Below are 16373 nucleotides of genomic sequence, written 5' to 3' on the forward strand. Positions count from 1 at the left end.
CCGCGGGCCGCCCCCCCGCCGCGTTCATGCTTCACCCCCCCCCCCCCCCGATGGTTCGGCTGGCGCCCGCCCCCCCCCCCCCCCCCCCCCGCGGGGGGGGCCTCTACCGGTATTCATGCACCACGAAGCCACGCGCGGCGTGGCTCTACGGCGCGTTGGCATTGCCTCCCAAGGCCTTGAACAACGTCACGTCGTTGACCAGTTGCTTCTGCTTCACCGACGCCAGCGACAGCTCGGCATCGCGCCGCGTCTGCTGCGCCTCCAGCCAGGTGCGCAGGTCGGTGGCGCCGACCCGGTAGCGCACTTCATACATGCGCTCGATCTCCACCGCTTCGTCATATGACGCCTGCGAGGCGGCCACCTGGGTGGCGAACTGGGTGCGCGCCGACAACGCGTTGTCCACCTCCGACAGCGCCGTGTACAGCGTGCGCCGGAACGTGTTGGCCGCGATCTGGTAGTCGGTTCCGGCGATCTGCGTATCCAGCTGCGCCTGGCGGATGTTGAGGAACGGCAGCGACAACCCCGCGCCCAGCGACGCCACCGGGTTCTTCAATACGTCCGATAGCGTGGTCGCGCCACTGCTCACGCCGCCGGTCAGGCTCAACGCCGGGTAGTAGCGGGTGGCGGTGACCTTGATGTCCTTCAGGCTGTTGCGCAGGCGAAGTTCCGCCGCGCGCAGGTCCGGGCGCCGGCCCAGCAGTTCGGCCGGCAGGCCTTCGGCGATGGCCGGGCTGCCCGCATTTTCGAGTGCCTGCGGTTCGTCGGCCTGCGGCCACGGCTGGCCATCGAGCAACACGGTCAGCGCGTTGCGGCTGGCCACGCGCTGCTGCTCCAGCGCGCTCTGTGCGGCGCGCTGCGCCTCCAGCGACTGGGTGGCCTGGCGCACTTCAAGCCGCGACACCGCACCGGCGTTGAAACGCGCCTGTACCAGTTCCTGGGTGCGCTGCAGGCGTGCGAGATTCGCTTCGCCGGCGGCAATGGACTGGTTGAGGTAGGCCAGCGTCCAATACTGCGTGGCCACATCACCGATCACCAGCAGCGCGGTGTTCTGCAGGTCTTCCTCGCTGGCCTGGGCCTCCCACTGCGCGATGTCGCGCTGGGCACGCAGGCGGCCCCACAGGTCGATCTCCCACTGCAGCGACACCCCGGCCGAACTGCTGCGATTCCAGTCGGCACTCTGGTCAATGGGGCGATTGCCGCTGCTGCCGACACTGCCCGACGGCTGCGGCCACAGCGCGTTGTCGCTCAGCCCGGCCTGCAGGCGTGCGCGCTGCACCGCCAGCCCAGCCGAGGCCAGGTCGGTGTTGGCCCGCAGGGCGCGGTCGATGACGCGGTCCAGGCGGGGGTCGCCGAAGCCCGTCCACCAGGCGTCATCGCGCACGTCGGCGCGCAGCGTCGGCACTGCATCAGACGCCTCGGTGGGCGCATTGCGCTGCGCATCGCCAAGGCCGTACACGGCCGGCACGGAGGGCGGGTCGACCCTGTACTGGCCGGTGCTGACACAGGCCGACAGCAGCAGAACGGTGGTGCAGGCCAGCGCCAACGGGCGCACGGTCGGAGCGAACGGGAACAGGGTTGAAATCTTCATTCGCGCGCCAGCGCCTCCACGGGATCGAGTTGGGCCGCATTGCGTGCCGGAAGGAAGCCGAACGCCACGCCGATCAGACTGGAGCACGCGAACGCGGCCACGATCGAGGCGGTGGAGAACAGCATCTTGAAATCAGGGGCGAAGGTGTCGAACACCCAGCCCACCACCAGCGACAGGCCCACGCCGAGCAGGCCGCCGAGCAGGCAGACCAGCACCGCTTCGATCAGGAACTGCTGGCGGATATCGCTCTGCCGTGCACCCACGGCCATGCGCACGCCGATCTCGCGGGTGCGCTCGGTCACCGACACCAGCATGATGTTCATCACCCCGATGCCGCCGACCAGCAGGGCGATGGCGGCGATGGCGCTGATCAGCAGGGTCATCGTGCGCGTGGTCTGCTCGATGGTGTCGCGGATCTCGGCGCTGTTGCTGAGGAAGAAGTCTTCGGTGCCATGGCGCATGATCAGGAGCTTGGAAATGGCCGCCTGCGCCGCGTCCATCGGAGTGGCGTCGTCCACCCGCACGGTGATGCTGGACACGTAGCTCTGGCCCAGCATGCGCGACATCACGGTGGTGTAGGGCACCCAGATCGACAGGCTGGTGCTGCTGCCGAAGCCCATGCTCTGGCGTTGCGCCACGCCGATCACGCGCACCGGCACGTTGCCGAGCAGGATCACCTGGCCCACCGGGTCGGCGCCGTTGGGGAAGAACTGGCTGCGGGTGTTCTCATCGATCACCGCCACCTGCGCCAGGCCCTTCACCGCATCGGCATCGAAGAAGCTGCCGGCACTCAGGGTCACGCCCTTGACCCGGAAGAATTGTTCGCCCACGCCGCTGACCTGCGCGGTGGCCGACTGGTTGCGGTAACGCGCGGTGGCCGACGAGGACACGCTGGGGGTGACGCTGTCGATGTAGCTCTGCCGCGACAGGGCGTCGGCATCGCTGGCCTTCAGCGTCTGCACCCGCGCCGAGCGCATGTCGCCGAAGCCGCGCCCGGGATACACGTCGATGGTGTTGGTGCCCAGTGCGCTGATGTTCTGCAGGATCTGCTGCTGCGAGCCGTTGCCCATCGCCACCACCGACACCACCGAGGCGATGCCGATGATGATGCCCAGCATGGTCAGGAAGGTGCGCAGGCGGTGGGCGTTCATGGCCAGCAGCGCCATGCGGAAGGCCTCGGTGAAGCGGTCGCGGGCCGCCCGCCAGCTGTGGCCCTTGGCAGCGGCCACGGTCGGCGTGCGCTGGGCGCGGTAGCTGGGCGCCTTGGCATTGATGCGGTCGGCGATGATCTCGCCGTCGCGGATCTCGATGATGCGCTGGGCGTGTTCGGCCACCGACATGTCGTGGGTGACGATGATGATGGTGTGGCCTTCGGCATGCAGCTCGCCGAGGATGCCCATCACTTCCTCGCCGGACTTCGTGTCCAGCGCGCCGGTCGGCTCATCGGCGAGGATCACCTCGCCGCCGTTCATCAGCGCCCGCGCAATCGACACACGCTGCTGCTGGCCACCGGACAGCTGGCCGGGCTTGTGCTTCATGCGATCGCCCAGGCCCAGCCGCTGCAGCAGCTGTTCGGCGCGTGCGCTGCGCGCGGCGGCCGGGCTGCCGGCATACACCGACGGCACTTCGACGTTGCCACGTGCATCCAGGTCGCCGAGCAGGTGGTAGCGCTGGAAGATGAAGCCGAAATGTTCGCGCCGCAGTTCGGCCAGCTCGTCGGGCAGCATGCTGCCGGTCTCGCGGCCGGCCACCTGGTAGCTGCCGCGGGTAGGGCGGTCCAGGCAGCCCAGGATGTTCATCAGCGTCGACTTGCCCGAGCCGGATTGGCCGACGATGGCCACCATCTCGCCGGCGGCGATGTCCAGGTTGACGTCGCGCAGCACGGCGATGGTTTCATCGCCGGCCGGGAACTCGCGGCGCAGGTCGCGCAGCCGCAGCAGCGGCGTGCCGGTGGGGGCGGTCTTCATCGACGCGGCCCGCCCATGCCCGGGCCGCCCATGCGCATCTGCACGCCGCCACGGTTGCCGCTGCCGCTCGCGGCCGGCGTGGCGCTGCCTTCACCGACCACGACTTTTTCGCCTTCCTTCAGCCCCGACAGCACTTCGGCGCTGGAACCGGTGTTGATGCCGATCTTCACCTTGCGCGGCTGCGGCATGCCGTCGGCGTCGGCCACGCGCACGACGTACTGGCCATCGCGGGCCTTCGGGCCGAGCGCTACCGACGGAATGATCAGCACGCCCTTGGCCTGCTTGAGCATCACCGAGACCTGCGCGGTCATGTCGATGCGCAGCGTGCCGTCCGGGTTCTCCACGTCGAACAGCGCGTTGTAGTACACCGCCGAACTGGAGCTGGAACTGGACGAACTGGAGCTGCTGGAACTGTCGCTGGCGATCGACGACGGCGCCGGATTGATCTGGCGCAGCGTGGCGTGGTACTTGCGGTCCGGGTCGCCCAGCGTGGTGAAGTACACCGGCATGCCGGCCTTGATCTTGACCACGTCGGCCTCGGACACCTCGGCGTTCACCGTGACCAGGTCCAGCCGCGCCAGCATCACGATGGTCGGTGCGGTCTGGTTGGCGTTGACGGTGCGGCCTTCCTCGGCGACCACCGCCACCACGGTGCCGTCCATCGGCGCGGTGATGCGGGTGTAGGCCAGGTTGGCGTTGGCCGTGCCCAGTTCGGTCTGGCGGCCCTGGATCTGCGCGTCATACGCCTTGACCTGCGCACGGGCGGTCTTGAGTGCGGCGTCGGCGGCGTCGAACTCCGCACGCGAGGTCGCCTCGGCGGCCAGCATCTCCTGCTGCCGCGCGAATTCCAGCTCGGCCTGGCGCAGCGTGGCCTGCTGCACCGCGCGCTGGGCGGTGACCTGGTCCAGCGACGCCTGCGCGTTGAGCACGGCGTTGCGCTGGGTGGTGGCGTCGATCTCGGCGATCAGGTCGCCCTGTTTGACGGTATCGCCCAGCTGCACCCGCAGCGACTTGATCTGGCCCGAGGCCTGCGCACCGACGCTGACCAGCTTGTAGGCATCGATCACGCCCGTGGCCTCCACGGTCTGTTCCAGGTCGCCACGGGTCACCGGGCTGGTGGCCAGGGTAGGGGCGCTGGGCTTGCGCAGGGTCCATGCGACAATGCCGCACACCAGGACGGCCAGGGCGATCAACAGCAGCACGCGGCCGCGACGGGTGGTAGGCAGGCGGGACTTCACGATGATCGTCAACTCGACAGGCCGGCGTGCGGCGTTGTCAGCATTGTGAAGAGCGGCTGTGGCGGCCTCAACGCACGGCATGTAACAGGACGTAACCACGCCCCGGTTCGACGTGTCCTTCTGTATCGTGTGCATGCCCTGAAACACGCGTACGCAAACCAGAGGATGCGGTTCAGCTCCCGACAGGGGATCATCGCCGCATGGAGAACACCACTACGATGCAACGCCTGCTGATCGTCGATGACGACAACGACATCCGCCAACTGCTGGCCGAACAGCTCGGCCGTGCCGGCTACCAGGTCAGCACCGCCAGCGATGGCCAGGGCATGCGCCAGGTGCTGGAGCGCGAGCATGTCGACCTGATCGTGCTCGACCTCAACCTGCCGCGCGAGGATGGCCTGACCCTGTGCCGCGACCTGCGTGCGCGGTCGGCCACGCCGGTGATCATGCTCACCGCGCGCAGCGAACCGATCGACCGCGTGCTGGGTCTGGAGATGGGCGCCGACGACTACCTGGGCAAGCCGTTCGAACCGCGCGAGCTGCTGGCGCGCATCCGCAACGTGCTGCGCCGGACCGAAGCATTGCCGGCCAATCTTGAACCGCTGGCGATCCGCCGGGCCCGCTTCTCGCACTGGATCTTCGACCTGGAGCATCGCCACCTGGTCGACCCGGACGGGCGCGTGGTGGTGCTGTCCGGCGCGGAGTTCCGCCTGCTGCGCGTGTTCGTCGGGCATGCCAACAAGGTGCTGTCGCGCGAGCAGCTGGTCTCGCTGAGCAGTGGCCGCAGCTACGAATCGCAGGACCGCGCCATCGACCTGCAGGTCAGCCGGCTGCGCAACAAGCTGGCCGATGACGGCGGCAGCGACGGCCTGATCAAGACCGTGCGCAATGAAGGCTACGTGCTGGCCACGGCGGTCACGCTGGAATGATGCGCCTGCGCCGCTTCTTCGCCTCGATGGTCGGGCGGCTGTTCGTGATCCTGCTGCTGGGCATGAGCGTGGCCGCGATCGGCGCCACCATGCTGGCCAGTGCCAAGCGCCAGCAGGAGTTCGAGCGGCAGAACCTCAACCGCATCGCCGACCGCCTGCAGGGCTTCGTCAACATGCTCGACAGCGACCCGGACCTGCGCGGCCGGCTGCTGACCGTGGGCGGGCCAGCGGTGCGCAGTCTGCCCGAAGGTGCGCGGCTGGGCCGCGAAGACGCGGCCATGATGGACGTGCTCGACGACCGCCAGGGCCCGGTGGCGCACGCCACCGTGCACTTCACCTCGTTCCGTTCGTGCCTGCCCAAGGCCCAGGAACTGCTGCCGCCGCCCCCCCCACCGCAGCAGCGGCGCCGGCCGCCACACGAGCGCGACCCCGCTTTCATTCCGCCCAAGTGCCGTGCGGTGCAGGTGCCGCTCAGCGACGGTACCGTGTTGTCGCTGGCGCTGGAATCGCCGGCCATCGCCCACAACGGCATCCTTGCGGTCGATCCGCTGTTCCTGACCCTGCTGGTGTTCGCCATCGGCGTACTGGCCTATGTGGTCGCGCGCATGGCCAGCGCACCGCTGCAGCGCTTGGCCTCGGCGGCGGCCGAGCTGGGCGATGACCTGCAGCGCGCCCCGCTGCCGGTCACGGGGCCGCTGGAAGTACGCCGCGCGGCCGAGGCCTTCAACGCCATGCAGAAACGCCTGCAGCGCACGCTGGGCGAGCGCACCCAGATGCTGGCGGCGATCACCCATGACCTGCAGACCCCGGTGACCCGGCTGCGGCTGCGGCTGGAGAACGTCGGCGATGAGGCCCTGCGCGAGCGCCTGATCGGCGACCTGGCCGCCATGCAGGCGCTGATCCGCGAAGGCCTGGAACTGGCGCGCAGTGCGGAGAGCGCCGAACCGCGCGCCGCGCTGGATCTGGATTCGCTTCTGGAAAGCATCGTGGAGGACGCGGTCGAGGCCGGCGCCGAGGCGCGCTTTGAACAGGGCAGCGGCGCGGTGCTGATGCTGCGGCCGCTGGCCATGCACCGGTTGTTCTCGAACCTGGTCGACAATGCCATCGGCTATGGCGGCACGGCGCTGGTGCGGATCGAACAGGACGCCGACGGCGTGGTGGTGCGGGTGCGCGATACCGGGCCCGGCCTGGCCGAGGACGAGCTGGAGACCGTGTTCGACCCCTTCGTCCGCCTGGAAACCTCGCGCTCGAGGGAAACCGGCGGCGCCGGGCTCGGCCTGACCATCGCCCGCGCACTGGCCGAGAAGGAAGGGGCGACCCTGCACCTGCGCAACCATCCGCAGGGCGGTCTGGAGGCCGTGGTGCACTGGCCGGCACCGCCGCGACCGCCGACCTCCCGCGCCGGCTGAGCACCAACGAGGCAAACGGCGGCGGTTTTGCCTACTATGGGCAACCCCCGCCAGCTTCCGCCGCATGAGCGTGCCCCAACTGGCCGGTCTCCACAGCCGCGTAGTGCTTACGTCACTGCGCCATTCCTGCTCCCCGCCAGGTCCTTACGGATGAGGCGAAGGGGAGGCGGGAACCGGTGGCGGCCGGTACAACTTCGAGTGCCCCTGCAGTGCCTTTGGCGGGCGCTGGTGGTGCTGTGCCTGCTGTGCGGCGTGCCCACCACGCTGGTGGCGCAGGACGGCCCGCCGCCGCTGCGCGACTACGCCATCGACGTGTGGACCTCGCGCAACGGCCTGCCGCACAACTCCCTGCGCGACATCGCGCAGACCCCCGAAGGCCACCTGTGGTTCGCTACCTGGGAAGGGTTGGTGCGCTACAACGGGCTGGATTTCACCGTGTTCGACCGCAGCACCCGCCCGGGCCTGCGCGACAACGGCGTGGGCGCGTTGTTCGTCGACCGTGCCGGTGGGCTGTGGATCAGCGATTCGCGCGGCAACGTCACCCGACGCAGCGCCGATGGCCGCTGGCAGGTGTTCGAGCGCCAGCCGCCCGCGCCGGAGGTGCTGATCCAGGCCATGCAGATGGACAGCCACGGGCGGTTGTGGCTGCTGTACGAAGGCAGCGGCATCGGCAGCCTCTCGCAGGACGGCCACTTCGACTACCAGAAGCCGCCGGCCGACGTGCCGATGGCGATGAGCTTCACCAAGCTGGTGGTGGATGCGCAGGATCGGGTCTGGGTCGGCACGCTCGACGGCCTGGTGGTGCGCGGCAACGACGGCGTGCTGCGCCGCGCGCCGGAAAGCTATGGCCTGGGCCGGGGGCTGGTGTGGCCCTATCGCGCCCCGGACGGGGTGCTGTGGATCGTCGCCGGCGAGCGCATCTACCGCATGCAGGACGGCGTACCGCAGCTGCAGCACCGGCTTGACGGCGGCATGCACATCACGGCGATGCTGCAGGACCGGCATGGCGATCTGTGGCTGGGCACCGAAAACCAGGGCCTGCTGCGGCTGTCGCGGCACGGCCTGGAGCGGCTGCCCACCGGCCTGTCACTGCCCGGCGGGCGCGTGGTCAGCCTGCGCGAGGACGCGGAGGGCAGCATCTGGGTTGGCGCCAATGGCGGCCTGTACCGGCTACGCGAAACGCTGTTCAGCAGCTTCACCGAACGTGACGGGCTCAGCGGCGATTACGTGCGCACCGTGCTCGAAGACCGCGACCGGCAGATGTGGATCGGCAGCGCCAGCGGCCTGGACCGGCGCGACGCACAGGGCGTGTTCCACCCGGTGCCGTTGCGCAACAGCGGCGGCAAGACCCCGTCCGTGCTCAGCCTGGCGCAGGACCATCAGGGCGGGTTGTGGGTAGGTACCTTCGGTGACGGCATCCTGCGGCTGGACGCGCAGGGCCGCATGCTGCGCCGCTATGGGCCGGAAGATGGCCTGCCCGGTGGCAACATCCGCGCGATCAGCGTGGATCGCGACGGTGCGGTGTGGGCAGGCACCCAGAAGGGCGTGGCCCGCATCGACGACAACGGCGTGTCGGTGCCCGCCATCGCCGGCCTGCCCGGTGGCCTGATCACCGCGATGGCGCATGACGCGGAGGGCGACCTGTGGATCGGCACCATTGAAGGCATCCGGGTGCTGCGCGGCGACCGTGTGCAGTCCATCGACCTGGCGCCGCTGGGCGGCGGGCGCAGCGTCTTCGGCTTCCAGCAGATCGGCGATGCGATGTGGATCAGCAGCGACCGCGGCCTGTACCGCTACCAGCACGGCGTGCTTGCGCGGGTCGGGCTGGAGCAGGGCATGCCGGTGGACACCGTGTTCCAGCTGGTGCCCGACCGGGTGGGCAATGTCTGGATCAGCAGCAACCGCGGCGTGCTGCGCACCGACATGGCCATGCTCAACGACGTCGCCGACGGGCGTGCGCGGCGGATCGAGGTGGAGCACTACAACGAAATCGACGGCATGGCCAATTCGCAGGCCAATGGCAGCTCCGGTCCCTCGGCGATCCTGCGCCAGGACGGCACGTTCTGGGTGGTCACCGCCGGTGGCCTGAGCATGGTCGATCCGCTGCGCCTGCAGCGTTTCCGTGAGCGACTGGCGCCGCCGGCGGTGATCGAGACGGTGCTGGTCGACGGCGTGCCGCTGCACTGGCAGGGCGCCAACCACAACACGCTGCCGGGCGGGCGCCGGCTCAGCATCAGCTACGTGGGGCTGAGCTACCTGCTGTCCGAGCGCATCCGCTACCGCACCCGCCTGGAAGGGCTGGACAGCGGCTGGATCGAACGCGGCCAGCAGCGCAGCGTGGAATTCATCGGGCTGCCGCCGGGCGACTACACGCTGCACGTGTCGGCCGCGCATCCGGGCGGCACGTGGAGCGGCAGCGAGGCGGTGTGGTCGTTCACGGTGGAACCGTTCCTGTGGCAGCGGCGCAGCGTGCAGATCATCGGCGGGTTGCTGCTGCTGGCCGGGCTCGTCGCGCTGTACCGCTACCTGATCAAGCGCTACAAGGCGAGCAACGTGCGCCTGGCGCGCAAGGTCGAGGAAGCGACCCGCGACCTGAAGGCGCAGACGGAAAGCCTGCAGGCGCTGAACCAGGAGAAGACCCGCCTGGCCGAGCGCCTCGCGGTGCAGGCCGAGCAGTTCGAGCGGCAGGCCCGCGAAGACGCGCTGACCGGGCTGCCCAACCGGCGTGCGTTCGACGAGGCGCTGGCGCGCGACTTCGCCCGTTCGCAGCGCAGCGGCCACCCGCTGTGCCTGGTGGTGCTGGACATCGACCACTTCAAGGAAGTGAACGACCAGCACAGCCACAGCGTGGGCGACGTGGTGCTGGTGGAGGTGGCGCGGGTGATCGCCTCGGCCTGCCGCGATTCGGACATGCCGGCGCGTACCGGTGGCGAAGAGTTCACCCTGCTGCTCAACGACACCCGCCTGGCCGAGGCGGCCCAGGTCTGCGCACGCCTGCGCGGGCTGTTCCATGACCACCCGGACTGGGCCGGGGTGCCGGGCCTGCAGGTGACCTTCAGCGCCGGCCTGGTCGAGCTGGACGCCGCCGACCGCACCCCGATGCTGCTCTACCAGCGCGCCGACCGCGCCCTGTACCGGGCCAAGAGCGAAGGCCGCGACCGCACCGCGATCGGTTGATCAGGGGCGCGGCCACGCGTTGGCGATCTTGCAGAACAGCTTCGCGGTCTGCTCGGTGTCATACACCGCGCTGTGCGCCTCGTCCGCATCCCAGCCCAGCCCGGCGGCGGTGGCCGCACGCGCCAGCACCGTCTGCCCATAGGCGATACCGGCCATGGTCACGGTGTCGAACACGCTGAAGGGGTGGAACGGGTTGCGCTTGTGGCCGACCCGGTTGACCGCGGCATTGATGAAGCCCAGGTCGAAATGCGCGTTGTGCCCGACCAGGATCGCGCGCTGGCAGCCGTACTTCTTCACCGCCGCGCGCACCGGCGCGAAGATGTGGTCGAGCGCATCCTTCTCGGCCTTGGCCAGCCGGAACGGGTGGTCGAGGATGATGCCGGTGATCTCCAGCGACTTCGGGTCGATCTCCAGCCCTTCGGCCGGCACCACGTGGGCACTGGCGGTCTGGCCCGGATAGAGCAGGCCGTTGTCGTCCATCTCGATCGGTACCGCGGCGATCTCCAGCAGCGCATGGCGCTGGTTGTCGAAGCCGCCGGTTTCCACATCGACCACCACCGGCAGGAAGCCACGGAAGCGGGTCGCCATCATGCGCTGCGCGGCAGAGGGCATGTCTTCAGCAACCGCCGGCGTGCCGGCGGCCTGGGGGAGGTCTTGGGTCATCGGCCCAGTTTAGCAGAGCCACCTGACCGGTCCCTGCCCCGCGCCGGAGACCGGCGTGGGGGAGGGCGCCCGAGGCTCAGCGCCCGTTGAGCACCACGTTGGCGATCAGGCCGGTCGCCACGGCGATCAGTACGTAGCGGTCGTCGACCTTGCGCCACTGCTGGCCCCGCTGCGGCGCGTGCAGGCCGTGGCGCTTGTAGTCGCTCACGTAGGTGCCGCGATGATCCTTGTCCAGGTGGCCACCGCGACGCGGCGGCTCATGGCGGTCGTGACCACGCGAGGGGCCATGGTCGCGGTCGTCGCGCTGGTCGTGGCGGTCGCGGCTGTCGTGATCGTCATGGCGGGGCGGGGCGGCGAAAGCCGAACCGGTGGCGGCGAGCAGGGTCAGGGACAGCGTGGCGGCAAGGAGTCGTTTCATGGAAGTCCCTCTGGATCGGTGGGGGGGGAACGCAGGTCCAGAGTGGGATTTTTTTGATGAATAGGGAATTAAAAAAGGCCGATACGCAGTATCGGCCTGTAACGGCGTGTAACACCGAACGCGCGGTGCTTACAGCTGTTCGGTGCTGCTGGTCTCGTCGCGCTTCTCACGCGGCGGCAGGACCTGCTCGCCATGCACCAGGAACCACACGTTCTCGGCGATGTTGGTGGCGTGGTCGCCCACGCGCTCAAGGTTCTTGGCCATGAACAGCAGGTGGGTGCACGGGGTGATGTTGCGCGGGTCTTCCATCATGTAGGTCAGCAGCTCGCGGAACAGCGCGGTGTACTGCGCGTCCAGGCGGGCGTCGTCATCGCGCAGCGCGAGCGCGGCGGCGGCGTCGTTGTCGCGGTAGGCCTCGATGGCGCGGCGCACCTGCTGCGCGGCCAGCCGGCCCAGCGAACGCAGGCCCTGGATCTGCGGCAGCGGCGGCACCTTGCTCAGCGCGATGGAGCGCTTGGCTACATTGGCGGCATAGTCGCCGATGCGTTCGATGTCGGCCGGAATGCGCAGACCGGCCAGGATTTCGCGCAGGTCGCGTGCCATCGGGCCGCGCAGCGCCAGGCGCATCACGTCATGGCTGATCTGCTGTTCCAGGCTGTCGATGGCCTCGTCGTTGGCGATGATGCGGTGGGCGGCGTTCTCGTCGCGCTTCTCGATCACATCCATGGATGCATCGAGCTGGGCCACGGCCATTTCGCCCATGCGCACGATCTCGGCCACCAGCCGCTGCTGTTCTTCGTCGTAGCTCTTGACGATATGGTCGTTTGGGAAGTTCATTGTGATGTGCTCGATTGTCTGGTGGGTGGCATCGTCGCTGCCGTCCATGGCGGAATCGCAGCGGCTTCGGACCGTCCGGCCCGGCCATCCGTGGCCGGGCGTGCGGCAGGCCGCGCGGCAGTGCCGCGCAAACGGCCTGCCTTACCCAAACCGCCCGGTGATGTAATCCTCGGTCTGCTGCTTGTTCGGCTGCGAGAAGATCACTTCGGTGCGGTCGTGTTCGATCAGGTCACCCAGGTACATGAAGGCGGTGTAGTCGGACACGCGCGCGGCCTGCTGCATGTTGTGGGTCACGATCACGATGGTGTAATCGTGCTTGAGCTCTTCGACCAGCTGTTCGATGCGGCTGGTGGAGATCGGGTCCAGTGCCGAGGTCGGCTCGTCGAGCAGCAGCACGTCCGGGCGCAGCGCCACGGCACGGGCGATGCACAGACGCTGCTGCTGGCCGCCGGACAGGCCCAGCGCGCTCTGGTTGAGCTTGTCCTTCACCTCGTCCCACAGCGCACCCTGGCGCAGGGCCTGCTCGACGCGGTCGTTCATGTCCGACTTGGACAGCTTCTCGTGGTGGCGGATGCCGTAGGCGACGTTCTCGAAGATGGTCATCGGGAACGGCACCGGCTTCTGGAACACCATGCCGACCTTGCTGCGCAGGCGGTTCATCGGGTACTTGGGCGACAGGATGTTCTCGCCGTCCAGCAGCACTTCGCCGCGCGCTTCCAGCTTCGGGTACAGGGCGTAGATGCGGTTGAAGATGCGCAGCAGCGTGGACTTGCCGCAGCCGGACGGGCCGATCAGCGCGGTGACGCGCTTCTCCGGCACTTCCAGGCTGATGTTCTTCAGCGCGTGGAACTTGTCGTAGTAGAAGTCCAGCCCCCGTGCAGCCAGTTTGATCGGCGCCGGGTTGTGCAGGGTTTCATGCGAGGCCGGGACTGCGATGCGCTGCATCGGCACGGCATTGGAAAGATCGTTCATGGCGATGTCCGCGGAAAGGTCAGTCATGGGAGATACGGTTGCGCAGCAGGATGCCGCGCGCGGAGAGGCTGACCAGCAGCACGAACACGGTCAGCACCAGCGCGCCGGCCCAGGCCAGCGTCTGCCAGGATTCGTACGGGCTGCCGGCGAACTGGTTCATCACTACCGGCACGCTCGCCATCGGCTGGAACACATTGCTGTTCCAGTACTGGTTGCCGAAGGCGGTGAACAGCAGCGGGGCGGTCTCGCCCGAGATGCGGGCCAGCGCCAGCAGGATGCCGGTGACGATGCCGGCGGCGGCGCTGCGGTACAGCACCTGCACGGTCACCTTCCACTGCGGCACGCCCAGCGACAGCGCCGCTTCGCGCATCTGCGACGGCACCAGGCGCAGCATCTCGTCGGTGGTGCGCACCACCACCGGCAGCACGATGAAGGCCAGCGACAGCGCACCGGCGAAGGCCGAGAACTGGCCACCGGTCTGCATCACGTACAGCGTGTACACGAACAGGCCCAGCACGATCGACGGCGCCGAGAGCAGGATGTCATTGACGAAGCGCACCACGGTGCCGGCCTTGCGGAAGTTGCCGTACTCGGCCAGCCAGGTGCCGGCCAGCACGCCAAGCGGGGTGCCGATGGCGATCGCCAGCGCACACATCACCGCGCTGCCGAAGAAGGCGTTGGCCAGGCCACCCTCCTGCATCGGCGGCGGGGTCATCTTGGTGAACAGGTCCAGGTTGATTCCGGCGAGGCCGCGCGAGGCGAGCGTGTACAGGATCCAGCCCAGGAAGAACAGTCCGAACAGTGCGGTCAGGCACGACAGCAGCAATGCGACGACGTTGACGATGCGGCGGCGCAGGTACAGCGGCTGGGCGGCGGTGTTGGCGACAGTGGACATCAGTTGCCCTCCTTGCGGGACAGGCGCATCAGCATGAGGCGGGCAATGGCCAGGACCACGAAGGTCACGATGAACAGCACGAAGCCGAGCAGCAGCAGGGCCGAGCGGTAGGTTTCGGTGGCCTCGCCGAAGTCATTGGCGATCAGCGCGGCGATGGTGGTGCCCGGCTCCAAGAGCGAGGGCGACAGGCGCACGCTGTTGCCGATGACGAAGGCAACGGCCATGGTCTCGCCGAGGGCGCGGCCCAGGCCGAGGAAGATGCCGCCGATCACGGCCGAGCGGGTATAGGGCAGCACGATGTCCCAGCTCACTTCCCACTTGGTGGAACCCAGCGCGTAGGCCGATTCCTTCAGGCGGGTGGGAACGGTCAGGAACACTTCGCGCATCACCGAGGAGATGAAGGGAATGACCATGATGGCCAGCACGAAGCCGGCGGTCAGCACGCCGATGCCCAGCGGCGGACCCTGGAACAGCGGGCCAATGATCGGCCACTCGCCCAGGGTTTCATTGAGGACGGGGGTAACGTACTCGGTCATGACCGGGACCAGCACGAACAGGCCCCACATGCCGTAGATGATCGAGGGGATACCGGCCAGCAGTTCGATGGCGGTACCCACCGGGCCACGCATCCAGCGCGGGGCCACTTCGGTGAGGAAGAAGGCGATGCCGAAGCTCACCGGCACGGCGATGACCATCGCGATCAGGGCGGTGACCAGGGTGCCGTAGATCGGTGCGAGCGCACCGAATTTGTTCTCGACCGGATTCCAGTCGGAGGAATAGAAGAAGCTCAGTCCCTGTTCCTGCAGGGCATGGCGGCCGCCCCACAGCATCGAGAGCGCGGCGCAGGCGAGGGCGGCCAGCACCAGGATCACGGTGGCGATCAGGGCCCATCGGAACAGTTTGTCATTGCGTGCATCGCGCAGGTCGCGCGAGGACGGTGCGGGTACAGGCTGGGCGATGGCATTCATGGGAAAGGCAGGGGCCCAAAATAGGATGGGGTAGCGCCGGGCTCTGCCCGGCAGAACGGTGTCACGGCGCGAAACACCGGACCCGCGCAGGGCGCGGGTCCGGTCTGGATCACTTGAATTCAGCAGTCCAGTAGCCTTCGATCTGCTTCACCAGCTCCGCCGGCAGCGGCACGTAGTGCAGTTCATTCGCCTGCGCCTGGCCGTTCTCGAACGCCCACTTGAAGAAGGCCAGGGTGTCCTTGCTGCGCTGGGCGTCCTTGGGCTGCTTGTGCATCAGCATGAAATTGGTGGCGGTGATCGGCCACGCCTGGTCGCCCGGGGCGTTGGTGATGACCAGGTTGAAATCCTTGGCGCTGGCCCAGTCGGCGCTGGCGGCGGCGGCGCCGAAGGTCTCGGCGGTCGGCTGCACCCAGTTGCCGGCGGCATTCTGCATGGAGGCGTACGGCATGCCGTTCTGCAGTGCGTAGGCCAGTTCGACGTAGCCGATCGAGCCCTTGATCTGCTTCACGTACGAGGCGACGCCTTCGTTGCCCTTGCCGCCCACGCCGTCCGGCCACTGCACGGAGGTGCCTTCGCCGACCTTGCTCTTCCAGTCCGGGCTGACCTTGGACAGGTAGTTGGAGAAGTTGAAGGTGGTGCCCGAGCCGTCCGAACGGTGGACCAGAGTGATCTTGCCGTCGGGCAGCTTGACGCCCGGGTTGGCGGCCACGATCGCCGGGTCGTTCCAGGTCTTGACCTTGCCGAGGAAGATGTCGGCCAGCAGCGGGCCGCTCAGGCGCAGCTTGCCGGCTTCCAGGCCGTCGATGTTCACCACCGGCACCACGCCGCCGATGGCGGACGGGAACTGGCCAAGACCGGCCTGGGCCAGTTCTTCGCTGCTCAGCGGCTTGTCGGAGGAACCGAAATCAACGGTGCCGGCCTTGATCTGGGCGATGCCGCCGCCGGAACCGATCGACTGGTAGTTGATCTTGGCGCCGGTGGCGGTGTTGTAGTCGGCCGACCACTTGGACACCAGCGGGAAGATGAAGGACGCACCGGCGCCGGAGATCTCGGCGGTCAGCTTGTCGCCGGCGGCCGGGGCAGTGGCGGGGGCGCCGGCGGCCGGGGCGGTGGCCTGGCCTTCGGCGGCCGGCTTGCAGGCGGACAGGCCCAGCGCGATGGCAAGGGAAAGGGCGGCAAAGCCGGCGGTCTGCAGTTTCATGCGTCACTCCGTAGCGGGATAGGGGGCCGGGCTCGCCGGCTGACGCTGCTATGAAATGATGTTTTTGTTACAGCTTGATGACGTCGTGACCGGGGGCACATGAAAGGCCCG

13 protein-coding genes are annotated in these 16373 nt (G+C 68.4%); 3 read left to right on the forward strand and 10 right to left on the reverse strand.

The features are described 5' to 3' along the window. Positions 1-145: 145 nt before the first annotated feature. The 3 genes from ACOZHM_RS14765 to ACOZHM_RS14775 are packed head-to-tail and all read right to left on the reverse strand — an operon-like array spanning position 146 to position 4793. Complete coding sequence (locus tag ACOZHM_RS14765) at positions 146-1588, reverse strand: efflux transporter outer membrane subunit (RefSeq protein WP_421570072.1); 1443 nt, start codon at positions 1586-1588, stop codon at positions 146-148. Then, on the reverse strand, positions 1585-3555 hold the full coding sequence (locus ACOZHM_RS14770) for a MacB family efflux pump subunit (protein WP_421570073.1): 1971 nt from the start codon (positions 3553-3555) through the stop codon (positions 1585-1587). Before ACOZHM_RS14770 ends, ACOZHM_RS14765 begins: the two co-directional genes overlap by 4 nt. Next, positions 3552-4793, reverse strand: a complete 1242-nt coding sequence (locus ACOZHM_RS14775) for an efflux RND transporter periplasmic adaptor subunit (RefSeq protein ID WP_421570074.1) — start codon at positions 4791-4793, stop codon at positions 3552-3554. The genes ACOZHM_RS14770 and ACOZHM_RS14775 overlap by 4 nt, the downstream gene beginning before the upstream one ends. Before the next feature lie 218 nt (positions 4794-5011). Here ACOZHM_RS14775 and ACOZHM_RS14780 point away from each other — a divergent pair, with 218 nt between their 5' ends. From ACOZHM_RS14780 to ACOZHM_RS14790, 3 genes are all read left to right on the forward strand, one after another. Next, a complete protein-coding gene (locus ACOZHM_RS14780; RefSeq protein ID WP_421570176.1) occupies positions 5012-5722 on the forward strand; it encodes a response regulator in 711 nt (236 codons plus the stop codon). Beyond that, complete coding sequence (locus ACOZHM_RS14785; protein WP_421570075.1) at positions 5719-7131, forward strand: ATP-binding protein; 1413 nt, start codon at positions 5719-5721, stop codon at positions 7129-7131. The genes ACOZHM_RS14780 and ACOZHM_RS14785 overlap by 4 nt, the downstream gene beginning before the upstream one ends. A 150-nt stretch (positions 7132-7281) precedes the next feature. Beyond that, positions 7282-10308 (forward strand): two-component regulator propeller domain-containing protein, encoded by a 3027-nt coding sequence (locus tag ACOZHM_RS14790; protein ID WP_421570076.1) that lies wholly within the window; start codon positions 7282-7284, stop codon positions 10306-10308. Here ACOZHM_RS14790 and rnt read toward each other — a convergent pair whose 3' ends face one another. The 7 genes from rnt to pstS form a co-directional block, all read right to left on the reverse strand. After that, positions 10309-10896, reverse strand: coding sequence for a ribonuclease T (gene rnt, locus ACOZHM_RS14795; RefSeq protein WP_421570177.1), 588 nt, complete (start codon positions 10894-10896; stop codon positions 10309-10311). A gap of 151 nt (positions 10897-11047) precedes the next feature. Beyond that, positions 11048-11389 (reverse strand): RcnB family protein, encoded by a 342-nt coding sequence (locus ACOZHM_RS14800; protein WP_421570077.1) that lies wholly within the window; start codon positions 11387-11389, stop codon positions 11048-11050. A gap of 129 nt (positions 11390-11518) precedes the next feature. Further along, the gene (phoU, locus tag ACOZHM_RS14805) at positions 11519-12226 is read right to left on the reverse strand and encodes a phosphate signaling complex protein PhoU (protein WP_421570078.1); all 708 of its coding nucleotides are present in this window, start codon (positions 12224-12226) and stop codon (positions 11519-11521) included. Between the two features lie 141 nt (positions 12227-12367). Further along, positions 12368-13198, reverse strand: coding sequence for a phosphate ABC transporter ATP-binding protein PstB (pstB, locus tag ACOZHM_RS14810; protein ID WP_421570178.1), 831 nt, complete (start codon positions 13196-13198; stop codon positions 12368-12370). Positions 13199-13217: 19 nt separating this feature from the next. Beyond that, positions 13218-14093, reverse strand: a complete 876-nt coding sequence (pstA, locus tag ACOZHM_RS14815; RefSeq protein ID WP_421570079.1) for a phosphate ABC transporter permease PstA — start codon at positions 14091-14093, stop codon at positions 13218-13220. Next, positions 14093-15061, reverse strand: a complete 969-nt coding sequence (gene pstC / locus ACOZHM_RS14820) for a phosphate ABC transporter permease subunit PstC (RefSeq protein WP_313348790.1) — start codon at positions 15059-15061, stop codon at positions 14093-14095. Before pstC ends, pstA begins: the two co-directional genes overlap by 1 nt. A gap of 109 nt (positions 15062-15170) precedes the next feature. Beyond that, on the reverse strand, positions 15171-16262 hold the full coding sequence (gene pstS / locus ACOZHM_RS14825; protein ID WP_421570080.1) for a phosphate ABC transporter substrate-binding protein PstS: 1092 nt from the start codon (positions 16260-16262) through the stop codon (positions 15171-15173). Positions 16263-16373 lie beyond the last annotated feature (111 nt).

The organism is Stenotrophomonas sp. PD6, from assembly GCF_049199305.1.
Lineage (GTDB): Bacteria > Pseudomonadota > Gammaproteobacteria > Xanthomonadales > Xanthomonadaceae > Stenotrophomonas.

Excerpts from the sequence above, each read along its gene's own strand:
- rnt (WP_421570177.1), bottom strand. The coding sequence starts at position 10,896 with ATGGCGACCCGCTTCCGTGGCTTCCTGCCGGTGGTGGTCGATGTGGAA.
- phoU (WP_421570078.1), bottom strand. The coding sequence starts at position 12,226 with ATGAACTTCCCAAACGACCATATCGTCAAGAGCTACGACGAAGAACAG.
- pstC (WP_313348790.1), bottom strand. The coding sequence starts at position 15,061 with ATGAATGCCATCGCCCAGCCTGTACCCGCACCGTCCTCGCGCGACCTG.
- ACOZHM_RS14765 (WP_421570072.1), bottom strand. The coding sequence starts at position 1,588 with ATGAAGATTTCAACCCTGTTCCCGTTCGCTCCGACCGTGCGCCCGTTG.
- ACOZHM_RS14800 (WP_421570077.1), bottom strand. The coding sequence starts at position 11,389 with ATGAAACGACTCCTTGCCGCCACGCTGTCCCTGACCCTGCTCGCCGCC.
- pstA (WP_421570079.1), bottom strand. The coding sequence starts at position 14,093 with ATGTCCACTGTCGCCAACACCGCCGCCCAGCCGCTGTACCTGCGCCGC.
- ACOZHM_RS14770 (WP_421570073.1), bottom strand. The coding sequence starts at position 3,555 with ATGAAGACCGCCCCCACCGGCACGCCGCTGCTGCGGCTGCGCGACCTG.
- pstS (WP_421570080.1), bottom strand. The coding sequence starts at position 16,262 with ATGAAACTGCAGACCGCCGGCTTTGCCGCCCTTTCCCTTGCCATCGCG.
- ACOZHM_RS14785 (WP_421570075.1), top strand. The coding sequence starts at position 5,719 with ATGATGCGCCTGCGCCGCTTCTTCGCCTCGATGGTCGGGCGGCTGTTC.
- pstB (WP_421570178.1), bottom strand. The coding sequence starts at position 13,198 with ATGAACGATCTTTCCAATGCCGTGCCGATGCAGCGCATCGCAGTCCCG.
- ACOZHM_RS14790 (WP_421570076.1), top strand. The coding sequence starts at position 7,282 with ATGAGGCGAAGGGGAGGCGGGAACCGGTGGCGGCCGGTACAACTTCGA.
- ACOZHM_RS14780 (WP_421570176.1), top strand. The coding sequence starts at position 5,012 with ATGCAACGCCTGCTGATCGTCGATGACGACAACGACATCCGCCAACTG.